Consider the following 23,461-nt stretch of genomic DNA (forward strand, 5'->3'; position numbering starts at 1 on the left):
GCAGCCCTTCGCGGCTAAAGCCGCTCCCACAGGTTCTATGCGGTCCACTGTGGGAGCGGCTTTAGCCGCGAAGGGCCGCAAAGCGGCCCCGAGTCCGGTATACTCGCGCCCTGAATTCAAGCACCGCATGTTGGAGTCCCCGCGTGGAGCAGCAGCAAGACAAACGGTTCATCATCCTCGACACCGAAACCACGGGTATGCCAGTGGCCGACGGCCACCGCATCATCGAGATCGGTTGTGTCGAGGTTGTGGGCCGACGCCTGACCGGGCGGCACTTCCACGTCTACCTGCAACCCGACCGCGAGAGTGATGAGGGCGCCATCAACGTCCACGGCATCACCGATGCCTTCCTGGTCGGCAAGCCGCGTTTCGCCGATGTGGCCGAGGAGTTCTTCGAATTCATCCAGGGCTCCACCCTGGTCATCCACAACGCGGCGTTCGACGTTGGCTTCATCAACAACGAATTCGCCCTGCTGGGCCAGCACGACCGCGCCGATATCTCGCAGCACTGCCCGATTCTCGACACCCTGATGATGGCGCGCTCGCGCCACCCGGGGCAGCGCAACAGCCTCGATGCCCTGTGCAAACGCTACGGCATCGACAACTCCGGCCGTGATCTGCACGGCGCATTGCTCGACTCGGAACTGCTGGCTGACGTCTATCTGGCGATGACCGGTGGGCAGACCAGCCTGTCGCTGGCCGGTGATGCTGCGGGCGATGAAGACGGCCAAGGCAGTACCGGCAGCGAGATTCGCCGTATCGCCGGCCGTGCGCCAGGGCGAGTGATCATGGCCAGCGAGGAAGAGCTGCAAGCCCATGCCGAGCGCCTGGCGGCGGTCGCCAAGTCGGCCGGTGGGCCGGCCATGTGGCAGGCGTTGACCGAGCCGGCGGCAGGCTGAGTCAAAAACATCGCGGGGCAAGCCCGCTCCCACGGATTGAACACTGAGCCTTGGTAGATCACCCCGCGATAGCGTCCGCATCGGCAACACCAGGCTCGACTACCCTGAGGGAAACCGTCCCGAGAGGGTAGCCGCCTGATGTACAAGGACCTCAAGTTCCCCATCCTCATCGTCCACCGGGCGATCAAGGCTGACAGCGTTGCCGGCGAGCGGGTGCGCGGCATCGCCGCCGAGCTGGCCCAGGACGGTTTCAGCATCCTCGCCGCCGCCGACTACACCGAGGCGCGTCTGGTCGCCGCCACCCACCACGGGCTGGCCTGCATGTTGATCGGCGCCGAAGGGGCCGGTGACAACAACCACCTGCTGCAACACATGGCCGAGCTGATCCGCCTGGCGCGCCTGCGTGCGCCGCACCTGCCGATCTTCGCCCTGGGCGAGCAGGTCACCCTGGAAAACGCCCCCGCCGAGGCCATGAGCGAGCTCAACCAGCTGCGCGGCATCCTCTACCTGTTCGAAGACACCGTGCCCTTTCTCGCTCGCCAGGTGGCCCGGGCTGCGCACAACTACCTCGATGGCCTGCTGCCGCCGTTCTTCAAGGCACTGGTGCAGCACACCGCGCAATCGAACTATTCCTGGCATACACCGGGCCACGGCGGTGGCGTGGCGTACCGCAAGAGCCCGGTGGGGCAGGCATTCCACCAGTTCTTCGGCGAGAACACCCTGCGTTCGGACCTGTCGGTCTCGGTGCCCGAACTTGGCTCGCTGCTCGACCACACCGGCCCCCTGGCCGAAGCCGAGGCCCGCGCGGCGCGCAATTTTGGCGCCGACCACACTTTTTTCGTGATCAACGGCACCTCCACCGCCAACAAGATCGTCTGGCACGCCATGGTTGGGCGCGATGACCTGGTGCTGGTGGACCGCAACTGCCACAAGTCGGTGGTGCACGCGATCATCATGACCGGCGCCATCCCCATCTACCTGTGCCCGGAGCGCAACGAACAGGGCATCATCGGGCCGATCCCGCTCAGCGAGTTCAGCGCCGAATCGATCCAGGCGAAGATCCAGGCCCATCCGCTGGCCCAGGGCCGGGCCGCGAAGATCAGGCTGGCGGTGGTGACCAACTCTACCTACGACGGGCTGTGCTACCACGCGGGCTTGATCAAGCAGGCCCTTGGCGCCAGTGTCGAGGTGCTGCATTTCGACGAGGCCTGGTTCGCCTACGCCGCCTTCCACGATTTCTTCACCGGCCGCTATGCCATGGGCACGCCCAAGGCCGACGATGGCCCGCTGCTGTTCAGCACCCATTCCACCCACAAGCTGCTGGCTGCCTTCAGCCAGGCGTCGATGATCCATGTGCAGGATGGCGCCACCCGTGCGCTTGACCGCGACCGTTTCAATGAAGCGTTCATGATGCATATCTCCACCTCACCGCAGTACAGCATCCTGGCCTCGCTGGACGTGGCCTCGGCGATGATGGAAGGCCCGGCCGGGCGTTCGCTGCTGCAGGAGATGTTCGACGAGGCGCTGAGCTTTCGCCGGGCCCTGGCCAACCTGCGCGAGCACATCGCCGCCGACGACTGGTGGTTCGGCATCTGGCAGCCTCCGGCGACCGAGGGCACCCAGCGCCTGGCGGCCGCGGACTGGCTGTTGCAGCCGGGGGCCGAGTGGCATGGCTTTGGCGAGGTGGCGGACGACTACGTGCTGCTCGACCCGCTCAAGGTCACCCTGGTCATGCCCGGGCTCAACGCCGGTGGTGTGCTGGCTGAGCATGGCATACCGGCGGCAGTGGTCAGCAAGTTTCTCTGGGAGCGCGGGCTGGTGGTGGAGAAGACCGGGTTGTACAGCTTCCTGGTGCTGTTCTCGATGGGGATCACCAAGGGCAAGTGGAGCACCCTGCTTACCGAGCTGCTGGAGTTCAAGCGCCATTACGATGGCAATACGCCGTTGCTGCAATGCCTGCCCAGTGTGGTTGGCGAACAGCCTGCGCGCTACCAGGGGCTGGGCCTGCGTGAGTTGTGCCAGCAGTTGCACGACTGCTACCGCGCCAATGCCACCGCCAAGCAGCTGAAGCGGCTGTTCACCAAACTGCCGGAGGTGGCCATGAGCCCGGCCCAGGCCTATGACCGGATGGTGAAGGAAGAGGTAGAGGCGGTGCCGATCGAACAACTGCAGGGGCGGGTTGCGGCGGTGATGCTGGTGCCGTATCCGCCGGGTATCCCGTTGATCATGCCGGGCGAGCGGTTCACCGAGGCGACCCGCTCGATCATCGATTACCTGGCGTTCGCCCGGGCCTTCGACCAGGGCTTCCCGGGCTTCGTCGCCGATGTGCATGGCCTGCAGCACGAGCACGGCGCGTACACGGTCGACTGCATCAAGGAATGCGAATGATCTCGACGCCGGTCTGGGCCAGCTCGAAACGGTCCTCGCCCAGGTAGTTGACCCGGTCGCCAATGGCCAGGCGGTAAGTGGTGATCGGTGCACCGAGGGTGCTGCCGTCGGCCTGGAGCGTCGACTCCTGGAACTCGTGCACGGGATAGATACGGCCTTCGGCGTCGCGGGCGTGGAACTGGCCGACCATTACTGCTGCCATTTTGGGTGAAACCCTCTGAAACGTTGGGGAAATGTCTGCAGCCATAGACCAGCGAAACGCCTGGGAGTTTTTGCCCGGGCGGAAAAAAATCCAGGGGCCGAGGAACGGTCATCTATAACTAGTACGTCCCATTTCCCACGCAGAGGATGCAAACGCCATGAGCCAGGTCTATTCGGTAGCGGTCGTTGTCGGCAGCTTGCGCAAGGACTCCTACAACCGCAAGGTCGCCCGCGCGCTGTCTGAGCTGGCGCCGTCCAGCCTTGCCCTGAGGATCGTCGAGATCGGCGATTTGCCGTTGTACAACGAGGATGTCGAGGCCGAGGCGCCGCCTGAGGCGTGGAAGCGTTTTCGTGACGAGATCCGGCGCAGCGACGCGGTGCTGTTCGTTACCCCCGAGTACAACCGTTCCGTGCCCGGAGGCTTGAAGAACGCCATTGACGTGGGTTCGCGGCCCTATGGGCAGAGCGCCTGGAGCGGCAAGCCGGCGGCGGTGGTCAGCGTGTCGCCAGGGGCCATCGGTGGTTTTGGTGCCAACCACGCTGTGCGCCAGTCGCTGGTGTTTCTCGACATGCCCTGCATGCAGATGCCCGAGGCTTACCTCGGCGGGGCGGCGACGCTGTTCGAGGACAGCGGTAAATTGAGCGACAAGACCCGGCCGTTCCTGCAGGGCTTCATCGATAAGTTCGCCTCGTGGGTGAAGTTGAACAGGGCGGTTTGAGCCGAAAAGCATCGCGGGGCAGCCAGCCCCCACGCCAGCGTGCACTGGCAACGTGTGGGAGTGGCTTGGCCCCGCGATGAAACCTGCCATCAAGCGCTTTGCGGCATCTCGCCCTTGGCCAGCCGCCGGTTGATATCGGCAATCACCTCTGGCAACTCATTGATGGTGTCGATCAGGTAGTGCGGGCGCGAGCTGGCGAACAGCTGGTGAATCCGCTTGCGCTCGCTCTCCAGCTTATCCGCGCTCAGCGCCTGGTAGCCTTCCCAGGTCAAGCCCAGGGCGTTGCCGGAGCACACCAGCGCCACGGTCCACATCCCGGCGCGGCGGCCTTCGAGGATGCCCGGCACGGTGTCGTCCACCTTCACGCACGCCGCCACATCGTCGATGCCCAAGGCAATCACGTTGGCCAGGGCCTGGGCCGGCCATGGGCGGCCGTTCGGGGTTTCGTCGGTGGCCACCACATGGTCGGCGACATAGCCGTTCTGCGCGGCCAGCTCGACCACCTTGTCCATCACCACCTTCGGGTAGCCCGAGCACGAACCGATCTTCAGCCCGTCTTTGCGCAGGCCGGTCAAGGTGTCCAGCGCACCGGGGATCAGCGCCGAATGCACGGCGATCTTCTCGATCTGCAGGGGCATGAAGCGTTCATAGATGGCGGTGACGTCATCGTCTGTGGGCGTGCGACCAAACACCTTGCGGTAGCGCTCGGCGATTTCCGGCACGTCGCACAGGGTACGGATATGGTCCCACTTGCCCATGCCCATCGGGCCGCGAGCCTCTTCGATGGACACTTGCACGTCGAACTCGGCGAAGGCCTCGACGAAGATCTGGGTGGGGGCGAAGGAGCCGAAGTCGACCACGGTGCCGGCCCAGTCGAGGATGGCGGCTTGCAGCTGGGTAGGGTTGCTGTAGTTCATGTGCGCGGTTTCCTGAAGTTGGGTAGGCAGAGGGTCAGATGTCCAGTACTTCCATTTCCCGCAGCACCTCGGCCACGGCGTTGACGGCGGCCTGCATGCCGTCCGGGCCGACCACGCCGATGCAGCCGACGCGGAAGGTTTCGACCTGGGTCAGCTTGCCCGGATAGAGGATGAAACCCTTGGCCTTGACCCGCTCGTAGAAGTCCTTGAACTGGTAGCGGGCATCAGTGGGGGCGTGGAAAGTGACGATGATCGGCGCCTGGATCTCGGCGGGAAGGAAGCTCTGCAGGCCGATCTTCGCCATGCCGTCGAGCAGGGTCTTGCAGTTGTCGGCATAGCGCTGGTGCCGTGCCGGCAGGCCGCCTTCCTCGGCGTACTGCTGCAGTGCTTCGTGCAGCGCGGCGACCACGTGGGTCGGCGGGGTGAAGCGCCATTGGCCGGTCTTGGCCATGTAGGCGTGTTGGTCGTGCAAGTCCATGGCCAGCGAGTGGGCATTGCCTTCGGCGGCGGCCAGGGCGGTTTTCTCGGCGAACACGAAGCCCATCCCCGGTACGCCCTCAAGGCATTTGCCAGACGCTGCGATCAGCGCCTCGAAGGGGATTTCGCGGGCGTCGATGGGCAGAGCGCCGAACGAGCTCATGGCGTCGATGATCAGGCGTTTGCCGTGGCGCTTGATCACCTGGGCGATCTCGGCCAGCGGGTTGAGGATGCCGGTGCTGGTCTCGCAGTGGATCAGGGCCACATGGCTAACGCTTGGGTCGGCGGCCAGCAGACGGTCGACGTCTGCGGCGGTGGTCGGCTGGTCCTCGGCGGTTTCGAAGGTGCTGTACTGGCGGCCCAGTACCTTGCAGATCTTCGCCAGGCGCTGGCCATAAGCGCCGTTGATCAGCACCAGCACCTTGCCGTCACGCGGTACCAGGGTGCCGATGGCCGCTTCCACGGCGAAGGTGCCGCTGCCTTGCAGAGGCACGCAGTGGTGGCTGGCGGCACCGTCGATGATCGCCAGCAGCTGCTCGCACACGCTGGCGGTCAGCTGGTTGAAGTCGCGGTCCCAGGAGCCCCAGTCCACCAGCATGGCTTGGCGGGTGCGGATCGAGGTGGTCAGGGGGCCGGGGGTCAGCAGGATCGGGGCGTTGCTCATTCCGTGGTTCCTCACATGCGGTGGGCTGGAAACTTATGGGGGCTAGGTTGCAATTCGCCGGTCCATCATTCAAATTGTTTGTCGTTATGCCAGCCATAAGTCAGGCCGATAGATATGAACCTGTTCCAGCTCCGCGCCTTCGATGCCGTGGCCCGTGAGGGCAGCTTTACCCGCGCCGCCGAGCGCCTGTTCATCAGCCAGCCGGCGGTCACCGGGCACGTCAAGGCGCTGGAGGAGCACTACCAGATCACCTTGCTGCGGCGCACCGCGCGGCGGGTCGAACTGACCGAGGAGGGCACTCGGCTAGCGGCCATCACCCGGGCGATGTTCGGCCTTGCCGAGGAAGCCCAGGCGATGCTCGAGGCAAACCGCCAATTGCTGACCGGGCGCCTGGAGGTGGCCGCCGACGGGCCGCACCGGGTGATGCCGATGCTGGCGCTGCTGCGCGAGCGCTACCCCGGCATTACCGTCAACCTGCGCCTGGGCAATGCCCAGGAGACCCTGGCCGCCTTGCTGTCCGAACATGCCGATGTCGCGGTGCTGACCGAGATCGAACCGCGCAAGGGCCTGCACCTGCAGGGTCTGTGCGAGTCGCGCCTGTGCGCGCTGTTGCCGGCAGGGCATGCCTGGGCCAAGGCTGACGGCGACCTGCCGCTGTCCGAGCTGGACAAGCAGATCATGGTATTGCGCGAGCCAAGCTCAACCACCCGGCGCACCTTCGACAAGGCCTGTGCCGAGGGCCGCGTGCAGCCACGGGTGCTGCTGGAGCTGGACAGCCGTGAGGCGGTCACCGAGGCAGTGGCGGCCGAGCTTGGCATCGGCGTGGTGTCGTCCACCGAGGTCGCCCATGACCCACGGGTGGTGGCGCGCCCCTTGAGCGGCGCGGGGCTGGTCAACCAACACATGATCGGCTGCCTGGAGCGACGCCGCGAACTGCGCCTGATCCAGGCGTTCCTTGGTCTGGCTGCAAGCGTCTGACAGGCCTTAAGATGGCGGCCACAGAGCACAATGGATCGTCGATGAGCGAGAAAGACACCATCTCCATGCAACTGGTGCGCGAAGCGCTGTTGCAGAGCTGTCCGGCGGGTGAGCCGGACGCGGCGTTGCTGGCCGGCGCCGGGATCGACGCGCAGCACCTCGACCTGCCCCAGGCACGGGTGAGCGCCGACGCTTATGCCCGGCTCTGGCGTCTGCTGGCGCGGCGCTGCAACGACGAGTTCTTCGCCATGGACCCGCGCGGCTTGCGCAGCGGCAGCCTGGCGTTCCTGTGCCGCGCGGCGATGATGCAACCGACCCTGGCCGACGGCCTGCGCACTGCCCTGGACTTCCTCGGGCTGATGCTCGAAGACCTGCAGCCGGGCCTGGTGCGTCAGCAAAGCCTGGCCGAGATCGTCATCAACGAACCACGCGATGAACCGCGCCGGGCCTTCACCTATTTCACCTTCTGGATGATCGTGCACGGCGTCGCCTGCTGGCTGGCGGGCCGGCGCATCCCGATCCTGGCCATCGATCTGCGCTGCGCCGAGCCGCCGTTCTGTGACGATTACCGGGTGATGTTCTCCGAAAACCTGCAGTTCGAGCGCCCGCGCACGCGCATGATCATCGCCGCCGACTGCCTCGATCTGCCGCTCAAGCGCACGCCTGAGGAGCTGCAGCGTTTCCTCGCCGAGGCGCCGGGCAACATCCTGGTCAAGTACCGCGACCCGGCCAGCCTGGCCCGGCGCATTCGCCACGACTTGCTGCAACTGGCGCCCGCACAATGGCCCGATGCCGAAAGCCTGGCCCGGCGCTTGTGCCTGTCGCCGTCGACCTTCAGACGTCGCCTGGCGGACGAAGGGCAAAGTTACCAAGGCCTGAAGGACAGCGTGCGCCGTGAATTGGCCGTGACCTGGCTGGGCGAGGTCGAGCCCGCCATGGGGGATATCGCCGAACGCCTGGGCTTTGCCGACAGCAGCTCGTTCTACAAGGCGTTTCGCAAGTGGTTCGGCTGCAATCCAGGGCACTACCGGCAACTGGTCATGCAGGGGTAGCGTTCGAACAGGTGACGGCGTTTCCCGCTGTGATCGAACGCTGAGGCTGTAGAGGGTGGACGTCCCTTAATCATGCAGGTCGTCCAACCCATGGCAGTTACAACTCCAACCACCACTCCCCTGACTCCCGAACAGTTGACCGATGGCTTCATCGCCGCGAAGTTGCCGGCCTGGCTGCGTACAGGATCGGCCGAGCAGGTCCGCACGCTGTCCTCACGCTTCAAGGCGCACGCCGACAGCGGCAAGGCACTGGCGGCACTCGAGCGGTCGCTGATGTCGCCGCAACGCTTCGCCGAGCAGGCATTCGAACCTTTGATCGGCAAACTGCTGCCCGCTGGCCCGGCGCTCGCCAAGCTCGACTGGCTGGAGGTCAGGCGCCGGTTTCGAGTGCCCTTGGGTGGCCGTCTGCCTGAGGACGAGATCCACTACTTGCGCTATCCGGCATTGCTGCGGCTGATGCAGGGGTTCGCCGCCAATGCTTCGTTCTACGAGGGGAGCGGGCTGACCGCCAGTGCAAGTGAAACGCTGCTGTTCGAGGACCTGGACACGCTGGTCACGCGGGTCAGGGCACTCGAGGTGGGCAAACGCTACCAAGAGTTGTTGCAGCAAGCCTTTACCAGCAAGGCTCGCGCGTTGCTTGCGGCGCACCACCGCACGGGCTTCGCCCTGAGTTGCGAGCTGGGGCTCATGCAGGGCTGGATCAGTGCCGAGGAGCATGCTGCCTTGGGCCGCCTGCTGTCCTCGGCGCCGCACGCGTCCTCGGCACCGCTGGTTGCCTACGCCGGTGAGTTGCAGTTGCTCGGCTGCAAGATCGCCAACGGCCTGAAGATCCAGCTGCGCAACGACAAGGGAGAGGACAGTGGCGTGCTCTTGTACCTGCCCACTGACCGGCAACGCCCCCTGCGACGGTTCGATTCGCAGTTGCAGCTGCAAGCATTCCTGGCCACTGAGCTGAGTCGGGCCGATGTGCGCCAGCAGTTCTACCCGCTGGTCGGCCTCGACCAACGCGCGGAATTCGTCACTACCCTCACCACGCGCCTGAAGGACGATGTGCCTGATCTCGAGGTGCAAGGGGCGGTGGCGGTTGGCGATATCTTCGCGGCGCTGGCGCAGTCCCAGGTCGAGCGTTTCGAGACGGATGCGCGGGTACTGCTGGTATCGAACGAGGCAGTCGACCACAAGGCCGCCGAGCAACGCCTGGAACGTTGGAAGTCAGTCGGTTGGGCGGCACTCGGCCTGGTCGGCCTGGCGGTGCCGGTTGTCGGCCTGGTGCTGTTCGGCAAGCTGGTCGCCGACCTGCTCGGCGAAGTTTATACCGGTATCGAGGACTGGTCCGAAGGCCATCAGCATGAGGCCAGGGAGCACTTGCTGCATGTGGCGCAAACCGTGTTCGTCACCGGGGCGACGGTGGCCGGCGCCAGCGCGGTGGCGCGCAGTTTCCAGGGCAGCGCGTTTGTCGACGCCCTGGAACCGGTACCGCTCTCGGGGGGCGGCGAACGCTTGTGGAGCGACGACTTGAGTGTCTACGAGTCGGACCCGGGCCCGGCGACGCTTGGGCAGGATGGTCTGTACGCGCACGCGCAGAAGCGCTGGCTGCGCATCGGTACTCGCTACTACCAAGTGCATCAGCCTGCGCCGGGCCAGGCCTGGCGCTTGCGCCATCCCGATGCAGAGGATGCCTACGAGCCGCCGCTGGAACACAACGGCGAGCGGGGATGGCGCTTGCGCCAGGAACGACCGCTGGAGTGGGATGACAGCACCGACATGCTCAACCGGCTCTGGCCCCATGAACCTCCGTTCGATGCCGTGCAGGCCGAGCGCATCCTGAGGACGGCGGGCATGGACAAGGATGAGCTGCGGGGGTTGTGGGTGGAAAACCGTCCCACCCCGGTCAACCTGCGTGACACCCTTCGGCGTTTCGAGGCCGACGCCAGGCTGACGAAACTCTTCGTTGCCCTGCGCCTGCCTGATTCGAGCCTTGAGGATGACCAGGTATTGGCGTGGTGCAGGAGCCGTGACGACATGCAAGGCCTGGACGATGCCGCCATTGCCGAGGAGCTTGCCGGACGGCAGGCCGAGTTGCAGGGCGCACTGCTTGAGCATCTGTCCACCCAGGCTGCGCCGCCGCAGGGCTTGGCGGCCCTTGTGCGGCGCGATTTCCCCGGGTTGCCCCGTGCGTATGTCGAGGAGGTCGCACGTGACGTCGATCCTGAGGTGGAGGAGCAGGCACTGGCCGAAGCGCGCCTGCCCTTCGCGTTGGGCAAGCGGGCCCGGGCCTTGCTCGAGCTGTCGCGCGCCAACCGTGCCGTGGAGGGCCTGTACCTGCGCAGCGCTTGCTCCAGCGAGACGGCCGAACTGGTCATCGCATTGCTCGGGCGCCTGCCCGGCTGGCCCAAACGCCTCAACCTGGAGCTGCATGAAGGTTCCGAGAACGGCGCCACGCTGGCGATTCTCGATCCGCAAGGGCCGAGTGCCGGGCGCATCGTGCTGTTCACCCGCAACGGGCGCTTCTGGCTCTACGATGGTGCAGGCCGCCCGCGGGAGGAGGATGTGGCGGAGCCCGGCGGCCTGTTCGAGGCACTTGCGGCCTTGCTCAAAGAATCGGACCGCAGGGCCCTGAAGTTCGACGACAGCGACCTTGCCGAGCAGTTGCGCAATGCGCTGATCGAGCAGTTGCCGGCGACACGCAGCAGTGTGCTGGCGCGACTGGGCTGGCGCGTGTCCACGCCGTGGTTCAACCCGGGCCGGCGCCTGGCCGATGGGCGTGTCGGTTATGAACTCGGGGGGCGCTCCTCACGTCCGTCCACCGAGCGGTTGCGACAGCGAGTACGGATGCTGTACCCCAGTTTCGATGCCGGTGAAGTGGAAGGCTATGTTCAGGGTTTGCAGCGTGACTATGAGCTGCCCTTCGAAGCGATCGCCCGGCAGGAGCGCAATTACGCCGACCTTGACGAAGTACTGCGGCGCTGGACCCACGCCAATACGGAACTGCAGGTTCGTCGGGTGCGTGTGCAGTTCGCCAACCGCTTGCGCGCCATCTGGCGTTTCGAGGGGGAGGTTGCGCGTGGCGCGCAAAGGCGGGCCGACGGCATGCGTCTGGACATCAGCGGCTGGCGTATCGGCAGTCTGCCGGAGTTGCCGGCGGATATCGATTTGAGCCACGTCACCGAGCTGACGATGGTGCGCATGGGGCTGACGGCGGTGAGTGGCAACTTCCTGCATGTCTTCGACTCCCTGAGTGTGCTGAACCTCAACAGCAATCGGATCAGCGCAATACCGCCTTCGCTTGCCCGGCTCACTGGCCTGCGCAGCCTGCTGCTGCTGTCGAACCAGGTGCGCATGAGCGACAGTGACCAGCAGGTGCTGGCCGGTCTGGGCAACTTGCAGGTCCTGGATCTGAGCCTCAACCCGATTCGCCGGTTGCCGTTGCGTTTCGACCGTCTGCCTGAGTTGACGACGCTTCGCGCCAGAGGGTGCGGGTTGCGCGAAGTGCCTGACGGTATCGAGCACTGCGCGCTCCTGCGCATAGCTGACCTGAGCAACAACCGCATCAGCAGTGTGTCGGACGCACTGGCTGTCCAGCCATGGTCGTTCCGGCGGCGCCTGAACCTTGTAGGCAATCCGCTGGACCACCAAGCGATGGAGCGTCTGTACCGGATCGATACGCAGCACGCGCATCTGCTGGAGCTGGAAGAGGATGAAGACAAGGCCCCCGAGCCGGGGGTGATCATGCGGCGCTGGCTGGCGCTGGACAAGGACACGCGCGAGGACCAGGCCCGCATGCAGTTGTGGACACGGCTGGAAGCACTGCCCGGCAGCGCTGGCCTGTTCGAGTTGCTGCGCAACCTGACGTCGACCCCGGATTTCGTGCGAGCGCCGGGCTACATGTCCGAGCAACTCTGGCCGTTGCTTGAGAGCATGGATGAGGATGCGCAACTGCGTGAGGAGATCTTCTTGCACGCCGATGAGGTGCGCGGCTGTCATGACAGCCATGTGGAGCGCTTCAGCCGCTTGATGATCCACGAACTGGTGTACAAGGCCAACGTCCTTGGTGCTCTGGGCGAAGGTGGTGACGGGCTGCTGTTGTTGGCGAGGCAATTGTTCCGATTGGACAAGCTGGACGAAATCGCCGCCGAGGACGTTCGTCAGCAGGAAGCGGCGCTACGCGCTGAAGATCCGCAATCGGCAGGCGTCGATGCACTGCAGGTGATCCTCGGCTATCGCACCTCGCTGGCCAGCGAGTTGAACTTGCCGAACCAGCCGCGCAACTTGCGCTTCGAGAGCCTTTCGCATATCGATGCGACGCAAAAGGCCGAGGCGTTGGCAGAAGTGAGGGCGGCAGAGGCGTCCCCGGCGCTGGCGCAAAGCATCAGTGGGCGGGATTTCTGGCGCACCTACCTGGAAAAGCGCCATGGCGCTGCTTTTTCGGCAGTGGCAGAGACGTTCTCGCGGTATGGAAGCGCGCTGGATGATGAAGCTTCGGCCTTGGACAGCCAGGCATACCGTGAACGCTGGGATGCGCTGGTCAGTGGGCGTGCTTCGGCAGAACAGACCTTGGCGCTGCGGCTGACCGAGGAGGCACTCGAGCGTGAGGCCGATGGCTCGCTCACCTAGGCTCTATACGAAAAGTTTTGTGGGAGCGGGCTTGCCCCGCGATGGAGTGCGAAGCGCTTCTGTGCCCGATATCAAATACGCCGTGAATTCGGGCTTTGCTGCCGCGTTGCGGCAGATCGCGGGACAAGTCGCATCGGCGCACCGCAGCTCCCATAACGATGGATAACCATACGTTTCGTACAAGACCTAGCGTGCAACGCCCGAACGGGCGTGTTTCCCGCTGATCCGCCGCACGTAAAGCGGGCAGGGTTGTCGCTTCCATCCCTCAGGAAGCGACAACCATGTCCGGCACGCCCCCACCTTCCGCTACAGACGCGTTCATTGCACAGCAACTGCCTGCATGGCTCAGATCCGCCAGTGTCGATCAGCTGCAAGCCCTGCGGACGCGCTTCCTGGCACACCGAACGACCCAGGATCGGCTTGCCGAGGCCTGGCGCCAGATCGAGTCGCCGAACGATTTCGCCCGGCCACTGTTCGAGCACATGCTGTCGCGCGGGCTGGGTATCACGCAGTCGTTGGAGATCCTGCGTTGGGAGGAGGTTTTCCAGGGGTTCAAGCGTGACACTTCGCCGTTCCTCCCCGAGCTTTCCAGGCCAGGCGGCACGATAACCCGGGTCACGCTGCGAGAGCCGGCGCTGCAGCGATTGCTGCAGAACTTCGAGCAAGGCCAGTCGTTTTTCCCAGGCACCGGGTTTGCCCAAGGTGCCGCGCTGCAGGGGGAGGGCCCGGACCTGCCGTTGACGGTGGCGCTGGACAAACTGGTGGAGCAGTGTCGTTCGCTGGACGTCGGTAAGCGCTACCAGGAGCATCTGCAAGCCAGGCTCGATGCCGATTTACGGCAACAGATGGCCGACGACGGGCGTCTGGGTCTGGGTGTTGCAGCTCAGATTGCAGCGATGAAGCAGCAAATAGACGAAGACGTATTGAGCCTGTTGCTCAAGGCCAGTGACGGGCAATTGATCACCCATCCGGACAGCGCGTTCATCAGCGTGCAGGCGCTGGACCTGCTGGGTTGCCCGATCGATGGGGCGTTGCTGTTCGTCCTCAGCGATGATCTGGCGGGCACTGTTATCAAGGGGGTGGTGTGCTATCTGCCTGGCGCCCCGCAGGCTGTGTTGAAACGCTACGACTCCTGGGCGCACATGAATACCGGCTTGGGCAGCCTGGCGAAGCAGCCGGCATTCCAGGGGTACCTGGCGCTACGTGTGGCGATCGGCAAGCGGGCGGCGTTCATCGCGACGCTACGAACCCGGGTGCGGGACAGAACCCCTGACATGCAACCCCAGGGCAAGGTGAGCCGATTCGACGCTTTTGCTGCCCTGGCCACGCGAAAGGTCGAGCGCATCCTGGAGGATGCGTGCCTGTTGGTGGTGCCCACGCGACAGGTCGATGCCGCAGCGTCCAGGCGGCGGCGTGAACAACTGCAAGAGGTGGGCCTGACGCTGCTCAACCTGGCAGCATTCTTCGTGCCGGGGGTGGGTGAACTGCTACTGGCGAAGATGCTTCAGGAAACCCTGGCGGAGGTATATGAGGGATTTGCCGACTGGCACAGGGGGCGTGACCACGAAGCCCTGGAGCACCTGCTGAACGTGGCGCAGACAGTCGCCGGCAACACCCTGATGGTCGGCGGCGCGGTGGCGGCGCGACGCTTCGTCGGCAGCGCCTTCGTCGACGGCCTGAAGCCGGTCACGGTCATGCCGGGCAAGGAACGGTTGTGGTCGGGCGATCTGCAGCCCTACCGCACTGCGAGCCTGCCAGGCAGCGCCAGACTCACCGAGCGTGGCCTTTACGGCGATGGGCAACGCCATTGGTGGCGAGATGCGGATGGCTACTATGAGGTTCACCAGGCCCGCCCCGGTGCCAACTGGTCCCTGCGTCACCCCGGCAATGCCGCCGCCTATGGGCCCGAGCTGGTCAGCAACGGCGAACGTGCCTGGCGTCTTGCTCATGCTGAGCCTCAGGCGTGGAGCGGCAGCGGGCGCATGCTGGGGGTGCTGTGGCCAGCGGCGCAGGCCCGTTCGCCAGCGCGGGTGGCGCAGATCCTCAAAGTCGCCGGTATCGACGAAGACGGTCTGCGTGGATTGCTGGTGGAAAACCGCCCGTTGCCCGTCACCTTGCGCGACACCCTTGAACGGTTCGAGGTGAGTGACGCCATCGAAGCCTTTTTCACGGCGCTGGGCAGGGGCGAGGTGCCGTCCCGATCCCGCGAGTACTTCGCGTGGTGCTTGCACCAGCCCGAGATCGCGGGGCTGCCGGAGGTCGAGCAGCGTGAGGCGATACTGCTGCACGCCCGAGCCTTGCGTGGCAGGCTGCTCGAGCATTTCGCGGTCCGCTACGTCCCCCCAGACGCGTTGCTGGGCCTGATCCAGCGTGACTTTCCAGGTTTGCCCGACGCCTATGCCGCCGCCGTGCTCGGCGAAGCCACGACGGCTCAGCGCCAGCGCATGACCGAGGCGCGGCGAGTGCCGCTGGCACTGGCGGAAAAGGCCCGTGAACTGCTGCGCGAAGCGCGGCTGACCCGCGCGCTGGAAGGGTTCTACCTGCAAGACAGCCACTGCGACGAAACCTGCGCCCTGGCGCTTTCGCTGCTTTCGCGCCAGGCTGCATGGCCGCAAGGCATCAATCTGGAAATACGCCAGGGCAGCGACAGCGGGCGCCGCCTGGGGCTCATCTTCCCTGAAGGGCAGCCAGGGCTGTTGACCACCCTGGTGCGCAATGAGGGGCGCTACCGGTTGTACAACGACGGCCGCGCCTCGCAAGTCGAGGTAGACGAGCCCAGGGGCTGGGAGCAGGTGCTGCTGGCCATGCTGGCGCCGAGCGATCGGCAACGCCTGGGCTGGACCGGGGATGACGCCCCGGCCAAGGTGCGCCAGATGCTGCAGCAGTCGTTGCCGTCCTCGCGTCGAGACGTTGCGGTATCCGTTGGCATTTTACCCGCCCGACCCTGGTTCAACCCTGGCAGACGCATGCCGGATGGGCGCGTGGGTTATCCGCTCAATGGGCGTGGCAACCCCACGCAGGCGATGCAAAGCACATTCCGCGCACGGGTGCGCGCGCTGTACCCTGGCATCGAAGAGGCCGAACTGGAAGCCTGGATGGCGGACTACCGGCAATCGCATACGCAGGCGTTCAGCCGTCTGCTGCGCCATGAGCAGCAGTACCGCGATCTGCATGAGAGCCTGCAGGCGTGGATCAGCGAACAGGCCGAACATCGAGCGGCGCGCCAGCGCGTCGCCCAGGACATCAGCCGTGCGTGGCAGTTGCGCGCAGAGCGGCTGGTCGACAGCCAGGGCACCGGTTTCGGCATGCGCCTGAGCCTGGTCGGGGTGCCCGCCCATGGCTTGCCCGAGATACCTGCGGGCGTGAGCTTCCTCCAGGTTACCGAACTGGTGCTTGTCCAGCTGGAGCTTCAGTCACTGCCGACACGCTTCTTGCAATGCTTTCCCAATACTCGCTGGTGCAACCTGAGCAACAACCGCCTGACCCAGTTGCCAAACGGGCTGGGTTCGATGACCCGCCTGCATGAGCTTCGGCTGAACAACAACCGTATTCGTCTGGACGAGCCGTCTTTGGCTGTGATCCAGACCCTTGGGCAGTTGCGGCTGCTGGATGTCAGCGACAATCCGCTGGGGCCTGTCGACCTGCCGCTGGACGAGCTGCGCCGCCTGCGAGAGTTGCATGCGCGAAACTGTCGGCTGCAGCGTATGCCTGCGGGCTTGCTGTGGTCCGGCTACCTCGAACTGGCGGATCTGCGTGACAACCAGATCGCCACGCTGCAACCGATCGTTTTCCAGACACCGTATAGCTTCCGGCGGGCCTTGCTGCTGGCCGGCAACCCCTTGCCCGCCAGCGCCCATGCTCGGCTGATGCAGCCAGCCAGCGCCGTGCTCGAGCCGGTCATCGAGGGTGCCGCTGGCGGCACGCAGGAGGTCACCGTGGAGCAGGCCCGGCAGATCTGGGTGGAGAGTGAGGATGAAGTGCTGCGTGAGCGGCGCCAGCAGCAATGGGACCTGCTGGCCGCCGAGCCCGAGAGTGAGGCGCTGTTCCAGTTGTTCGCCGAACTCACCGGCACCAGTGACTATCGTGAAGCCCGCGAAGACCTTGGCAACCGCTTGTGGGACATGATCGAGGCCGCGTCGCAGCAGAGCACGCTGCGCGAGGAGCTGTTCAACTGGGCGGGTTCGGGACGTACCTGCGTGGACAGTGTGATCGGCTGCTTCAGCGCGCTGGAGGTGCGTGTCCAGGTGGCGCAGATGGTGCGTCACGCAGACGCCGGGCAGGCTGAGGGCAGGCGCCTGGAGATGGCGCGGCGGCTGTTCCGCCTGGAACAGGTCCAGGCTTATGCCCGTGCCGACCTGCCACGGGTGGAGCGTGCCTTGCGCAGGCAGTACCCGGATGAAAGCGTCGATGAGGTCGAAGTGGACCTGGCCTACCGGGTCGGTCTTGCCGAGCGCCTGTCATTGCCGCGCCAACCCAGGACCATGCAGTTCAGGGCCATGGCTCACGTCAACGACGAGCAACTCGCGGATGCCGAGCGCAGCGTACGTGCCGCCGAGGCGGATGGTGAAGGACTGGCACGCTTCATCAGCCAGCGCGATTTCTGGCAGGCGTACCTGAAACAGCAGCATGCGGCCAGCCTGGATGAGGCCCAGGAACCGTTCTTCGCTGACCTGGAGCGGCTGGATGAGCGGCGGATAGCGGGTGAAATCAATGAGGGTGAATACCTTGCGCAGGCTGGCACGCTGCGTCAGACGCTGCTGGAGGCCGAGCAGGCCTGGTACCTGCGCTTGACCCGGGAGGCCTTGGCCAGGGAGGCGCCCGGCGAGCGCTGATGACGGTTTGCTCGCCCCTGGCTCGTCAGCCTTGCGCAGCGGCCAAACCGGTCATCCAGATTGACGCCTTTGGCCATTGCTGCCGACTGACAGCGGCGCGAACATCGTCGGACCGATGAAGCACTCCAACAATAACAATCCAGGAGTCCGACGATGCGCGATTACGCCGAGGCCGCCCGTTCATTCGATCATGCCCAGGCCGTGCAAGCGGCCTTGCACGGCACCCTTGACGCTCTGAATGCCTGCGTCGAGTGCTGCGACCGGCATGTCGGTGGCGACCGAGCCGCCCTGATCTGGGAGGATCGTGACGGCAACAGCGGCCGCTACACATTCGAGCAGTTGCAGGGTATGGCGGCACGCTTGGCCAATGTGCTCAAGGCCCAAGGTGTCGGCGCGGGTGATCGGGTGGCCGGGCTCATGCCGCGCACGCCTGAACTGCTGGTGACCATCCTCGCCACCTGGCGAGTGGGCGCGGTCTATCAGCCGCTGTTCACCGCCTTCGGCCCCAAGGCCATCGAGCATCGCCTCGAACAATCCCAAGCCCGGCTGGTGGTCACTGACCGCAACAACCGCGCCAAGCTCGATGACGTCGCCGACTGCCCGGTACTCATCACGGTCGGTGCGCGCGCTGGCGAGCTGGACTTTCACCAGGCCCTCGACGCGGCGGACAGTCACTGCGAGCCCGTGATGCGTACCGGTGACGATGCCTTCCTGCTGATGTTCACCTCCGGCACCACCGGCCCGGCCAAGCCGCTGGAAGTACCGCTGCGCGCCATCGTCGCCTTCCAGGGCTACATGCGCGAGGCCATCGACCTGCGGCCGGACGACCGCTTCTGGAACCTGGCCGATCCGGGCTGGGCCTACGGTCTCTACTACGCCGTCACCGGCCCGTTGTCCCTGGGGCACGCCACCACCTTCTACGACGGCCCGTTCAGTGTCGACAGCTGTGCGCGGATCATCGACAAGCTGGGCATCACCAACCTGGCCGGTTCACCCACCGCCTACCGCCTGCTGATCGCCGCCGGGGAGCAGTTCTCGGCACCGGTCAAGGGCCGCCTGCGGGTGGTCAGCAGCGCGGGCGAGCCGCTCAACCCCGAGGTGATCCGCTGGTTCGCCGACGAGCTGGGGGTGACCATTCACGATCACTACGGCCAGACCGAACTGGGCATGGTGCTGTGCAACCACCACGCGCTGGAGCATCCGGTGCACCTGGGCTCGGCCGGTTTCGCCATCCCCGGCCACCGCATCGTGGTGGTGGACGAGCAGGGCCTTGAGCTGCCCGCCGGCCAGCCGGGCATTCTTGCGGTGGATCGCGAGCAGTCGCCGCTGTGCTGGTTCGCCGGCTATCACGGCTTGCCGACCAAGGCTTTCGTCGGCAAGTACTACCTGTCCGGTGACACCGTCGAGCTCAACCAGGACGGCAGCATCAGTTTCGTCGGCCGTAGCGACGATGTGATCACCACCTCCGGCTATCGGGTTGGCCCGTTCGACGTGGAGAGCGCGCTGATCGAACACCCGGCGGTGATCGAGGCAGCGGTGATCGGCAAGCCCGACCCGGAGCGCACCGAGCTGATCAAGGCGTTCGTGGTGCTGGCCAAGGGTTACGCGGGCAGCCCCGAGCTTGAGGAAACCCTGCGCCAGCACGTGCGCCAGCGCCTGTACGCCCACGCCTACCCGCGTGAAATCGAATTCGTCGGCGAGCTGCCCAAGACCCCGAGCGGCAAGCTGCAACGCTTCATCCTGCGCAACCAGGAAATCGCCAAACAACAAGCTGCGCAGCCGATCGCTGCGGGCGCCTGAAGGAAACCCGACATGCATATCCAGAACAAGCACTTCATCGTCAGCGGCGCGGCCTCGGGCCTGGGCGCCGCCACCGCGCACATGCTCATCGAGGCTGGCGCCAAGGTCATGCTGGTCGACCTGAACGCCGCCGCCGTCGAGGCCAAGGCCCGTGAATTGGGTGACAACGCCCGCTTCGCGGTGGCCGACATCAGCGACGAGCAGGCCGCCAAGGCAGCGGTCGATGCCGCCGTCAGCGCCTTCGGCAGCCTGCACGGGCTGGTCAACTGCGCGGGCATCGTCGGTGCCGAGAAAGTGCTGGGCAAGAACGGCCCGCACGCCCTGGGCAGCTTCGCCAAGGTCATCAACGTCAACCTGATCGGCAGCTTCAACCTGCTGCGCCTGGTTGCCGCGGCCATGGCCGAGGGCCAGGCCGACGAAGGCGGTGAGCGTGGGGTGATCATCAACACCGCCTCCATTGCCGCCTACGATGGCCAGATCGGCCAGGCCGCCTATGCCGCGTCCAAAGGCGCGATCGCCAGCCTGACCCTGCCGGCTGCCCGTGAACTGGCGCGCTTCGGTATCCGCGTGATGACCATCGCCCCGGGCATCTTCGAAACCCCGATGATGGCCGGCATGACCGAGGAAGTGCGCGCGTCCCTGGCTGCCGGGGTGCCATTCCCGCCGCGCCTGGGCCGCCCGCAGGAATACGCCGCGCTCGCCCGCCACATCATCGAGAACAGCATGCTCAACGGCGAGGTGATCCGCCTCGACGGCGCGCTGCGCATGGCTGCCAAATAAGGAGCAATGAACATGACCCTCGCCAATGACCCGATCGTTATCGTCAGCGCCGTGCGCACGCCCATGGGCGGCCTGCAGGGCGACCTCAAGAGCCTGACCGCGCCGCAACTGGGCAGCGCGGCGATCCGCGCCGCCGTGGAGCGCGCCGGCATCGATGCCGCCAGTGTCCAGGAAGTGTTGTTCGGCTGCGTGCTGCCGGCCGGGCAGGGCCAGGCTCCGGCACGCCAAGCCGCGCTGGGCGCCGGCCTGGACAAGCACACCACCTGCACCACCCTGAACAAGATGTGCGGTTCGGGCATGCAGGCGGCGATCCTGGCCCATGACCAACTGCTGGCCGGCAGCGCCGAGGTGATCGTCGCCGGTGGCATGGAGAGCATGACCAATGCGCCCTACCTGCTGGACAAGGCCCGTGGCGGCTACCGCATGGGCCACGGCAAGATCATCGACCACATGTTCATGGACGGCCTGGAAGACGCCTACGACAAGGGCCGGCTGATGGGCACCTTCGCCGAGGACTGCGCGCAGAACGGCGCATTCAGCCGTGAGGCACAGGACAACTTCGCCATCACCTCGCTGACCCGGGCCCAGGACGCCATCAAGAACGGCCGCTTCGCTGCCGAGATCGTTGCGGTGGAAGTCACCGAGGGCAGGGAAAAACGCGTGATCAAGGATGACGAACAGCCGCCGAAAGCGCGCCTGGACAAGATCCCGCAGCTCAAGCCGGCTTTCCGCGAAGGCGGCACCGTGACCGCGGCCAACTCAAGCTCGATCTCCGACGGCGCCGCGGCACTGGTGCTGATGCGTCGCTCAGAGGCCGAGAAACGCGGCCTCAAGCCGCTGGCGGTGATCCACGGTCACGCGGCTTTCGCCGACACCCCGGCGTTGTTCCCCACCGCCCCCATCGGCGCCATCGACAAGCTGATGAAACGCACCGGCTGGAACCTGGCAGAGGTCGACCTGTTCGAGATCAACGAGGCCTTCGCCGTGGTCACCCTGGCGGCCATGAAGCACCTCGACCTGCCCCACGACAAGGTCAACATCCATGGCGGCGCCTGTGCCCTGGGCCACCCGATCGGCGCCTCGGGCGCACGCATCCTGGTGACCCTGCTGTCGGCGTTGCGCCAGAACAACCTGCGCCGTGGCGTGGCGGCCATCTGCATCGGCGGTGGCGAGGCCACGGCCATGGCCGTCGAATGCCTGTACTGAGGTGAACCATGTTGGTAACTGACGAGCAACAACAGATCGCCGACGCCGTGCGGGCTTTCGCCCAGGAGCGGTTGAAGCCGTTCGCCGAGCAATGGGACAAAGAGCACCGCTTCCCCAAGGAGGCCATCGAGGAAATGGCCGAACTTGGCCTGTTCGGCATGCTGGTGCCGGAGCAGTACGGTGGCAGCGACACGGGCTATGTGGCCTACGCCATGGCCCTGGAAGAAATCGCTGCGGGTGATGGTGCCTGCTCGACCATCATGAGCGTGCACAACTCGGTGGGTTGCGTGCCGATCCTCAAGTTCGGCAACGAGGCGCAAAAGCAGCAGTTCCTCACGCCGCTGGCCACGGGTGCGATGCTGGGCGCGTTTGCCCTGACCGAACCCCAGGCCGGCTCCGACGCCAGCAGCCTGAAGGCCCGCGCGCGCCTGGACGGTGACCACTACGTGCTCAACGGCAGCAAGCAGTTCATCACCTCCGGGCAGAACGCCGGGGTGGTGATCGTCTTCGCCGTCACCGACCCTGATGCCGGCAAGCGTGGCATCAGCGCCTTCATCGTGCCCACCGACGCCCCCGGCTACCAGGTGGCGAGGGTCGAGGACAAACTCGGCCAGCACGCCTCCGATACCTGCCAGATCGTCTTCGACAATGTGCGGGTGCCGGTGGCCAACCGCCTGGGCGAAGAAGGGCAGGGCTACAAGATCGCCCTGGCCAACCTCGAAGGCGGGCGCATCGGCATCGCCTCGCAGGCGGTGGGCATGGCCCGCGCCGCCTTCGAGGTGGCCCGCGACTACGCCAACGAACGCCAGAGCTTCGGTAAGGCGCTGATCGAGCACCAGGCCGTGGCCTTCCGCCTGGCCGACATGGCCACCAAGATCGCCGTGGCCCGGCAGATGGTGCTGCATGCCGCGGCCTTGCGCGATGCTGGGCGCCCGGCGCTGGTGGAAGCTTCGATGGCCAAGCTTTTCGCCTCGGAAATGGCCGAAAAGGTCTGTTCGGATGCCTTGCAGACGCTCGGTGGTTATGGCTATCTGAGCGACTTCCCGCTGGAGCGCATCTACCGCGATGTGCGGGTTTGCCAGATCTACGAAGGCACCAGCGACATTCAGCGCATGGTCATTGCGCGCAATCTTTGAAGGAGCAGTCTGCATGGCATTCGAAACCATCCTGTTGGACATCCACGGCAAGGTCGGCCTGATCACCCTCAACCGTCCGCAGGCGCTCAACGCCCTGAACGCGCAGATCGTCGGCGAGATCAACCAGGCCCTGGACCAGCTCGAGCGTGACCCGAACATCGGCTGCGTGGTGCTCACCGGCTCCGCCAAGGCCTTCGCCGCCGGCGCCGACATCAAGGAAATGGCCGACCTGAAGTACCCGCAGATCTACGTCGAAGACCTGTTCAGCGACGCCGACCGCGTCGCCAACCGGCGCAAGCCAATCATCGCCGCGGTGTCCGGCTTCGCCCTGGGCGGTGGCTGCGAGCTGGCGATGATGTGCGATTTCATCCTGGCCGCCGACAACGCCAAGTTCGGTCAGCCGGAAGTCAACCTCGGCGTGCTGCCGGGCATGGGCGGCACCCAGCGCCTGACCCGCGCGGTGGGCAAGGCCAAGGCCATGGAACTGTGCCTGACCGGCCGCCTGATGGGGGCCGAGGAAGCCGAACGGGCTGGCCTTGTGGCGCGCATCGTGCCGCAGGCCGAGTTGCTGGAGGAGGCGCTGAAGGTGGCCGCGACCATTGCCAGCAAGTCGATCCCGGTGAGCATGATGGTCAAGGAGAGCGTCAACCGCGCCTTCGAAGTGACCCTGAGCGAGGGCGTGCGTTTCGAGCGCCGGGTGTTCCATGCGGCGTTCGCCACCGAGGACCAGAAGGAAGGCATGGCGGCGTTCATCGCCAAGCGCGAGGCGCAGTTCAAGGATCGCTGAGGAGGGGAACG

General features: G+C 65.6%; 15 protein-coding genes. 12 read left to right on the forward strand and 3 right to left on the reverse strand.

The window, feature by feature from the left end; genetic code table 11:
• Window positions 1-143 precede the first annotated feature (143 nt).
• Both dnaQ and ACO6VM_RS10065 read left to right on the forward strand, forming a co-directional pair.
• Window positions 144-899, forward strand: coding sequence for a DNA polymerase III subunit epsilon (gene dnaQ, locus ACO6VM_RS10060; protein ID WP_401056183.1), 756 nt, complete (start codon window positions 144-146; stop codon window positions 897-899).
• A gap of 138 nt (window positions 900-1,037) precedes the next feature.
• Entirely contained in the window at window positions 1,038-3,287 is a 2,250-nt protein-coding gene (locus ACO6VM_RS10065) for an Orn/Lys/Arg decarboxylase N-terminal domain-containing protein (RefSeq protein ID WP_422403218.1), read from the forward strand.
• On the opposite strand, the gene ACO6VM_RS10070 is transcribed toward ACO6VM_RS10065, so the two are convergent.
• Complete coding sequence (locus ACO6VM_RS10070; protein WP_110994558.1) at window positions 3,271-3,489, reverse strand: hypothetical protein; 219 nt, start codon at window positions 3,487-3,489, stop codon at window positions 3,271-3,273. The genes ACO6VM_RS10065 and ACO6VM_RS10070 overlap by 17 nt on opposite strands.
• 157 nt (window positions 3,490-3,646) lie before the next feature.
• Between ACO6VM_RS10070 and chrR the strand changes: the two genes are divergently transcribed.
• A complete protein-coding gene (chrR, locus tag ACO6VM_RS10075) occupies window positions 3,647-4,207 on the forward strand; it encodes a class I chromate reductase ChrR (protein ID WP_110994559.1) in 561 nt (186 codons plus the stop codon).
• Between the two features lie 89 nt (window positions 4,208-4,296).
• Here chrR and phnX read toward each other — a convergent pair whose 3' ends face one another.
• Both phnX and ACO6VM_RS10085 read right to left on the reverse strand, forming a co-directional pair.
• Window positions 4,297-5,124 (reverse strand): phosphonoacetaldehyde hydrolase, encoded by an 828-nt coding sequence (gene phnX, locus ACO6VM_RS10080; protein WP_422403219.1) that lies wholly within the window; start codon window positions 5,122-5,124, stop codon window positions 4,297-4,299.
• Window positions 5,125-5,158: 34 nt separating this feature from the next.
• Window positions 5,159-6,265 (reverse strand): 2-aminoethylphosphonate--pyruvate transaminase, encoded by a 1,107-nt coding sequence (locus ACO6VM_RS10085; protein WP_422403220.1) that lies wholly within the window; start codon window positions 6,263-6,265, stop codon window positions 5,159-5,161.
• A gap of 114 nt (window positions 6,266-6,379) precedes the next feature.
• On the opposite strand from ACO6VM_RS10085, the gene ACO6VM_RS10090 reads away from it, so the two are divergent.
• The 9 genes from ACO6VM_RS10090 (at window position 6,380) to ACO6VM_RS10130 (ending at window position 23,450) form a co-directional block, all read left to right on the forward strand.
• A complete protein-coding gene (locus ACO6VM_RS10090; protein ID WP_401056174.1) occupies window positions 6,380-7,243 on the forward strand; it encodes a LysR substrate-binding domain-containing protein in 864 nt (287 codons plus the stop codon).
• Window positions 7,244-7,284: 41 nt separating this feature from the next.
• Window positions 7,285-8,295 carry an AraC family transcriptional regulator gene (locus tag ACO6VM_RS10095; protein ID WP_125464839.1) on the forward strand — a complete coding sequence of 337 codons (1,011 nt, stop codon included), beginning with the start codon at window positions 7,285-7,287 and terminating at the stop codon, window positions 8,293-8,295.
• A 90-nt stretch (window positions 8,296-8,385) separates the two neighbouring features.
• The gene (locus tag ACO6VM_RS10100) at window positions 8,386-12,909 is read left to right on the forward strand and encodes an NEL-type E3 ubiquitin ligase domain-containing protein (RefSeq protein WP_401056172.1); all 4,524 of its coding nucleotides are present in this window, start codon (window positions 8,386-8,388) and stop codon (window positions 12,907-12,909) included.
• 281 nt (window positions 12,910-13,190) lie between these two features.
• The gene (locus tag ACO6VM_RS10105; protein ID WP_422403221.1) at window positions 13,191-17,741 is read left to right on the forward strand and encodes an NEL-type E3 ubiquitin ligase domain-containing protein; all 4,551 of its coding nucleotides are present in this window, start codon (window positions 13,191-13,193) and stop codon (window positions 17,739-17,741) included.
• Window positions 17,742-17,894: 153 nt separating this feature from the next.
• Window positions 17,895-19,541: an AMP-binding protein gene (locus tag ACO6VM_RS10110; RefSeq protein WP_401056168.1), complete on the forward strand. Its 1,647-nt coding sequence runs from the start codon at window positions 17,895-17,897 to the stop codon at window positions 19,539-19,541.
• A 12-nt stretch (window positions 19,542-19,553) separates the two neighbouring features.
• Window positions 19,554-20,321 (forward strand): SDR family NAD(P)-dependent oxidoreductase, encoded by a 768-nt coding sequence (locus tag ACO6VM_RS10115; protein WP_390969775.1) that lies wholly within the window; start codon window positions 19,554-19,556, stop codon window positions 20,319-20,321.
• 12 nt (window positions 20,322-20,333) lie between these two features.
• Window positions 20,334-21,527, forward strand: coding sequence for an acetyl-CoA C-acyltransferase (locus ACO6VM_RS10120; RefSeq protein WP_401056166.1), 1,194 nt, complete (start codon window positions 20,334-20,336; stop codon window positions 21,525-21,527).
• A gap of 8 nt (window positions 21,528-21,535) precedes the next feature.
• On the forward strand, window positions 21,536-22,663 hold the full coding sequence (locus tag ACO6VM_RS10125; protein WP_401056164.1) for an acyl-CoA dehydrogenase: 1,128 nt from the start codon (window positions 21,536-21,538) through the stop codon (window positions 22,661-22,663).
• Between the two features lie 13 nt (window positions 22,664-22,676).
• Entirely contained in the window at window positions 22,677-23,450 is a 774-nt protein-coding gene (locus tag ACO6VM_RS10130; protein ID WP_110994569.1) for an enoyl-CoA hydratase, read from the forward strand.
• Window positions 23,451-23,461: the final 11 nt, after the last annotated feature.

Origin of the sequence: Pseudomonas sp. GZD-209, assembly GCF_049310485.1 — a bacterium.
Taxonomy (GTDB): Bacteria; Pseudomonadota; Gammaproteobacteria; order Pseudomonadales; family Pseudomonadaceae; genus Aquipseudomonas; species Aquipseudomonas sichuanensis.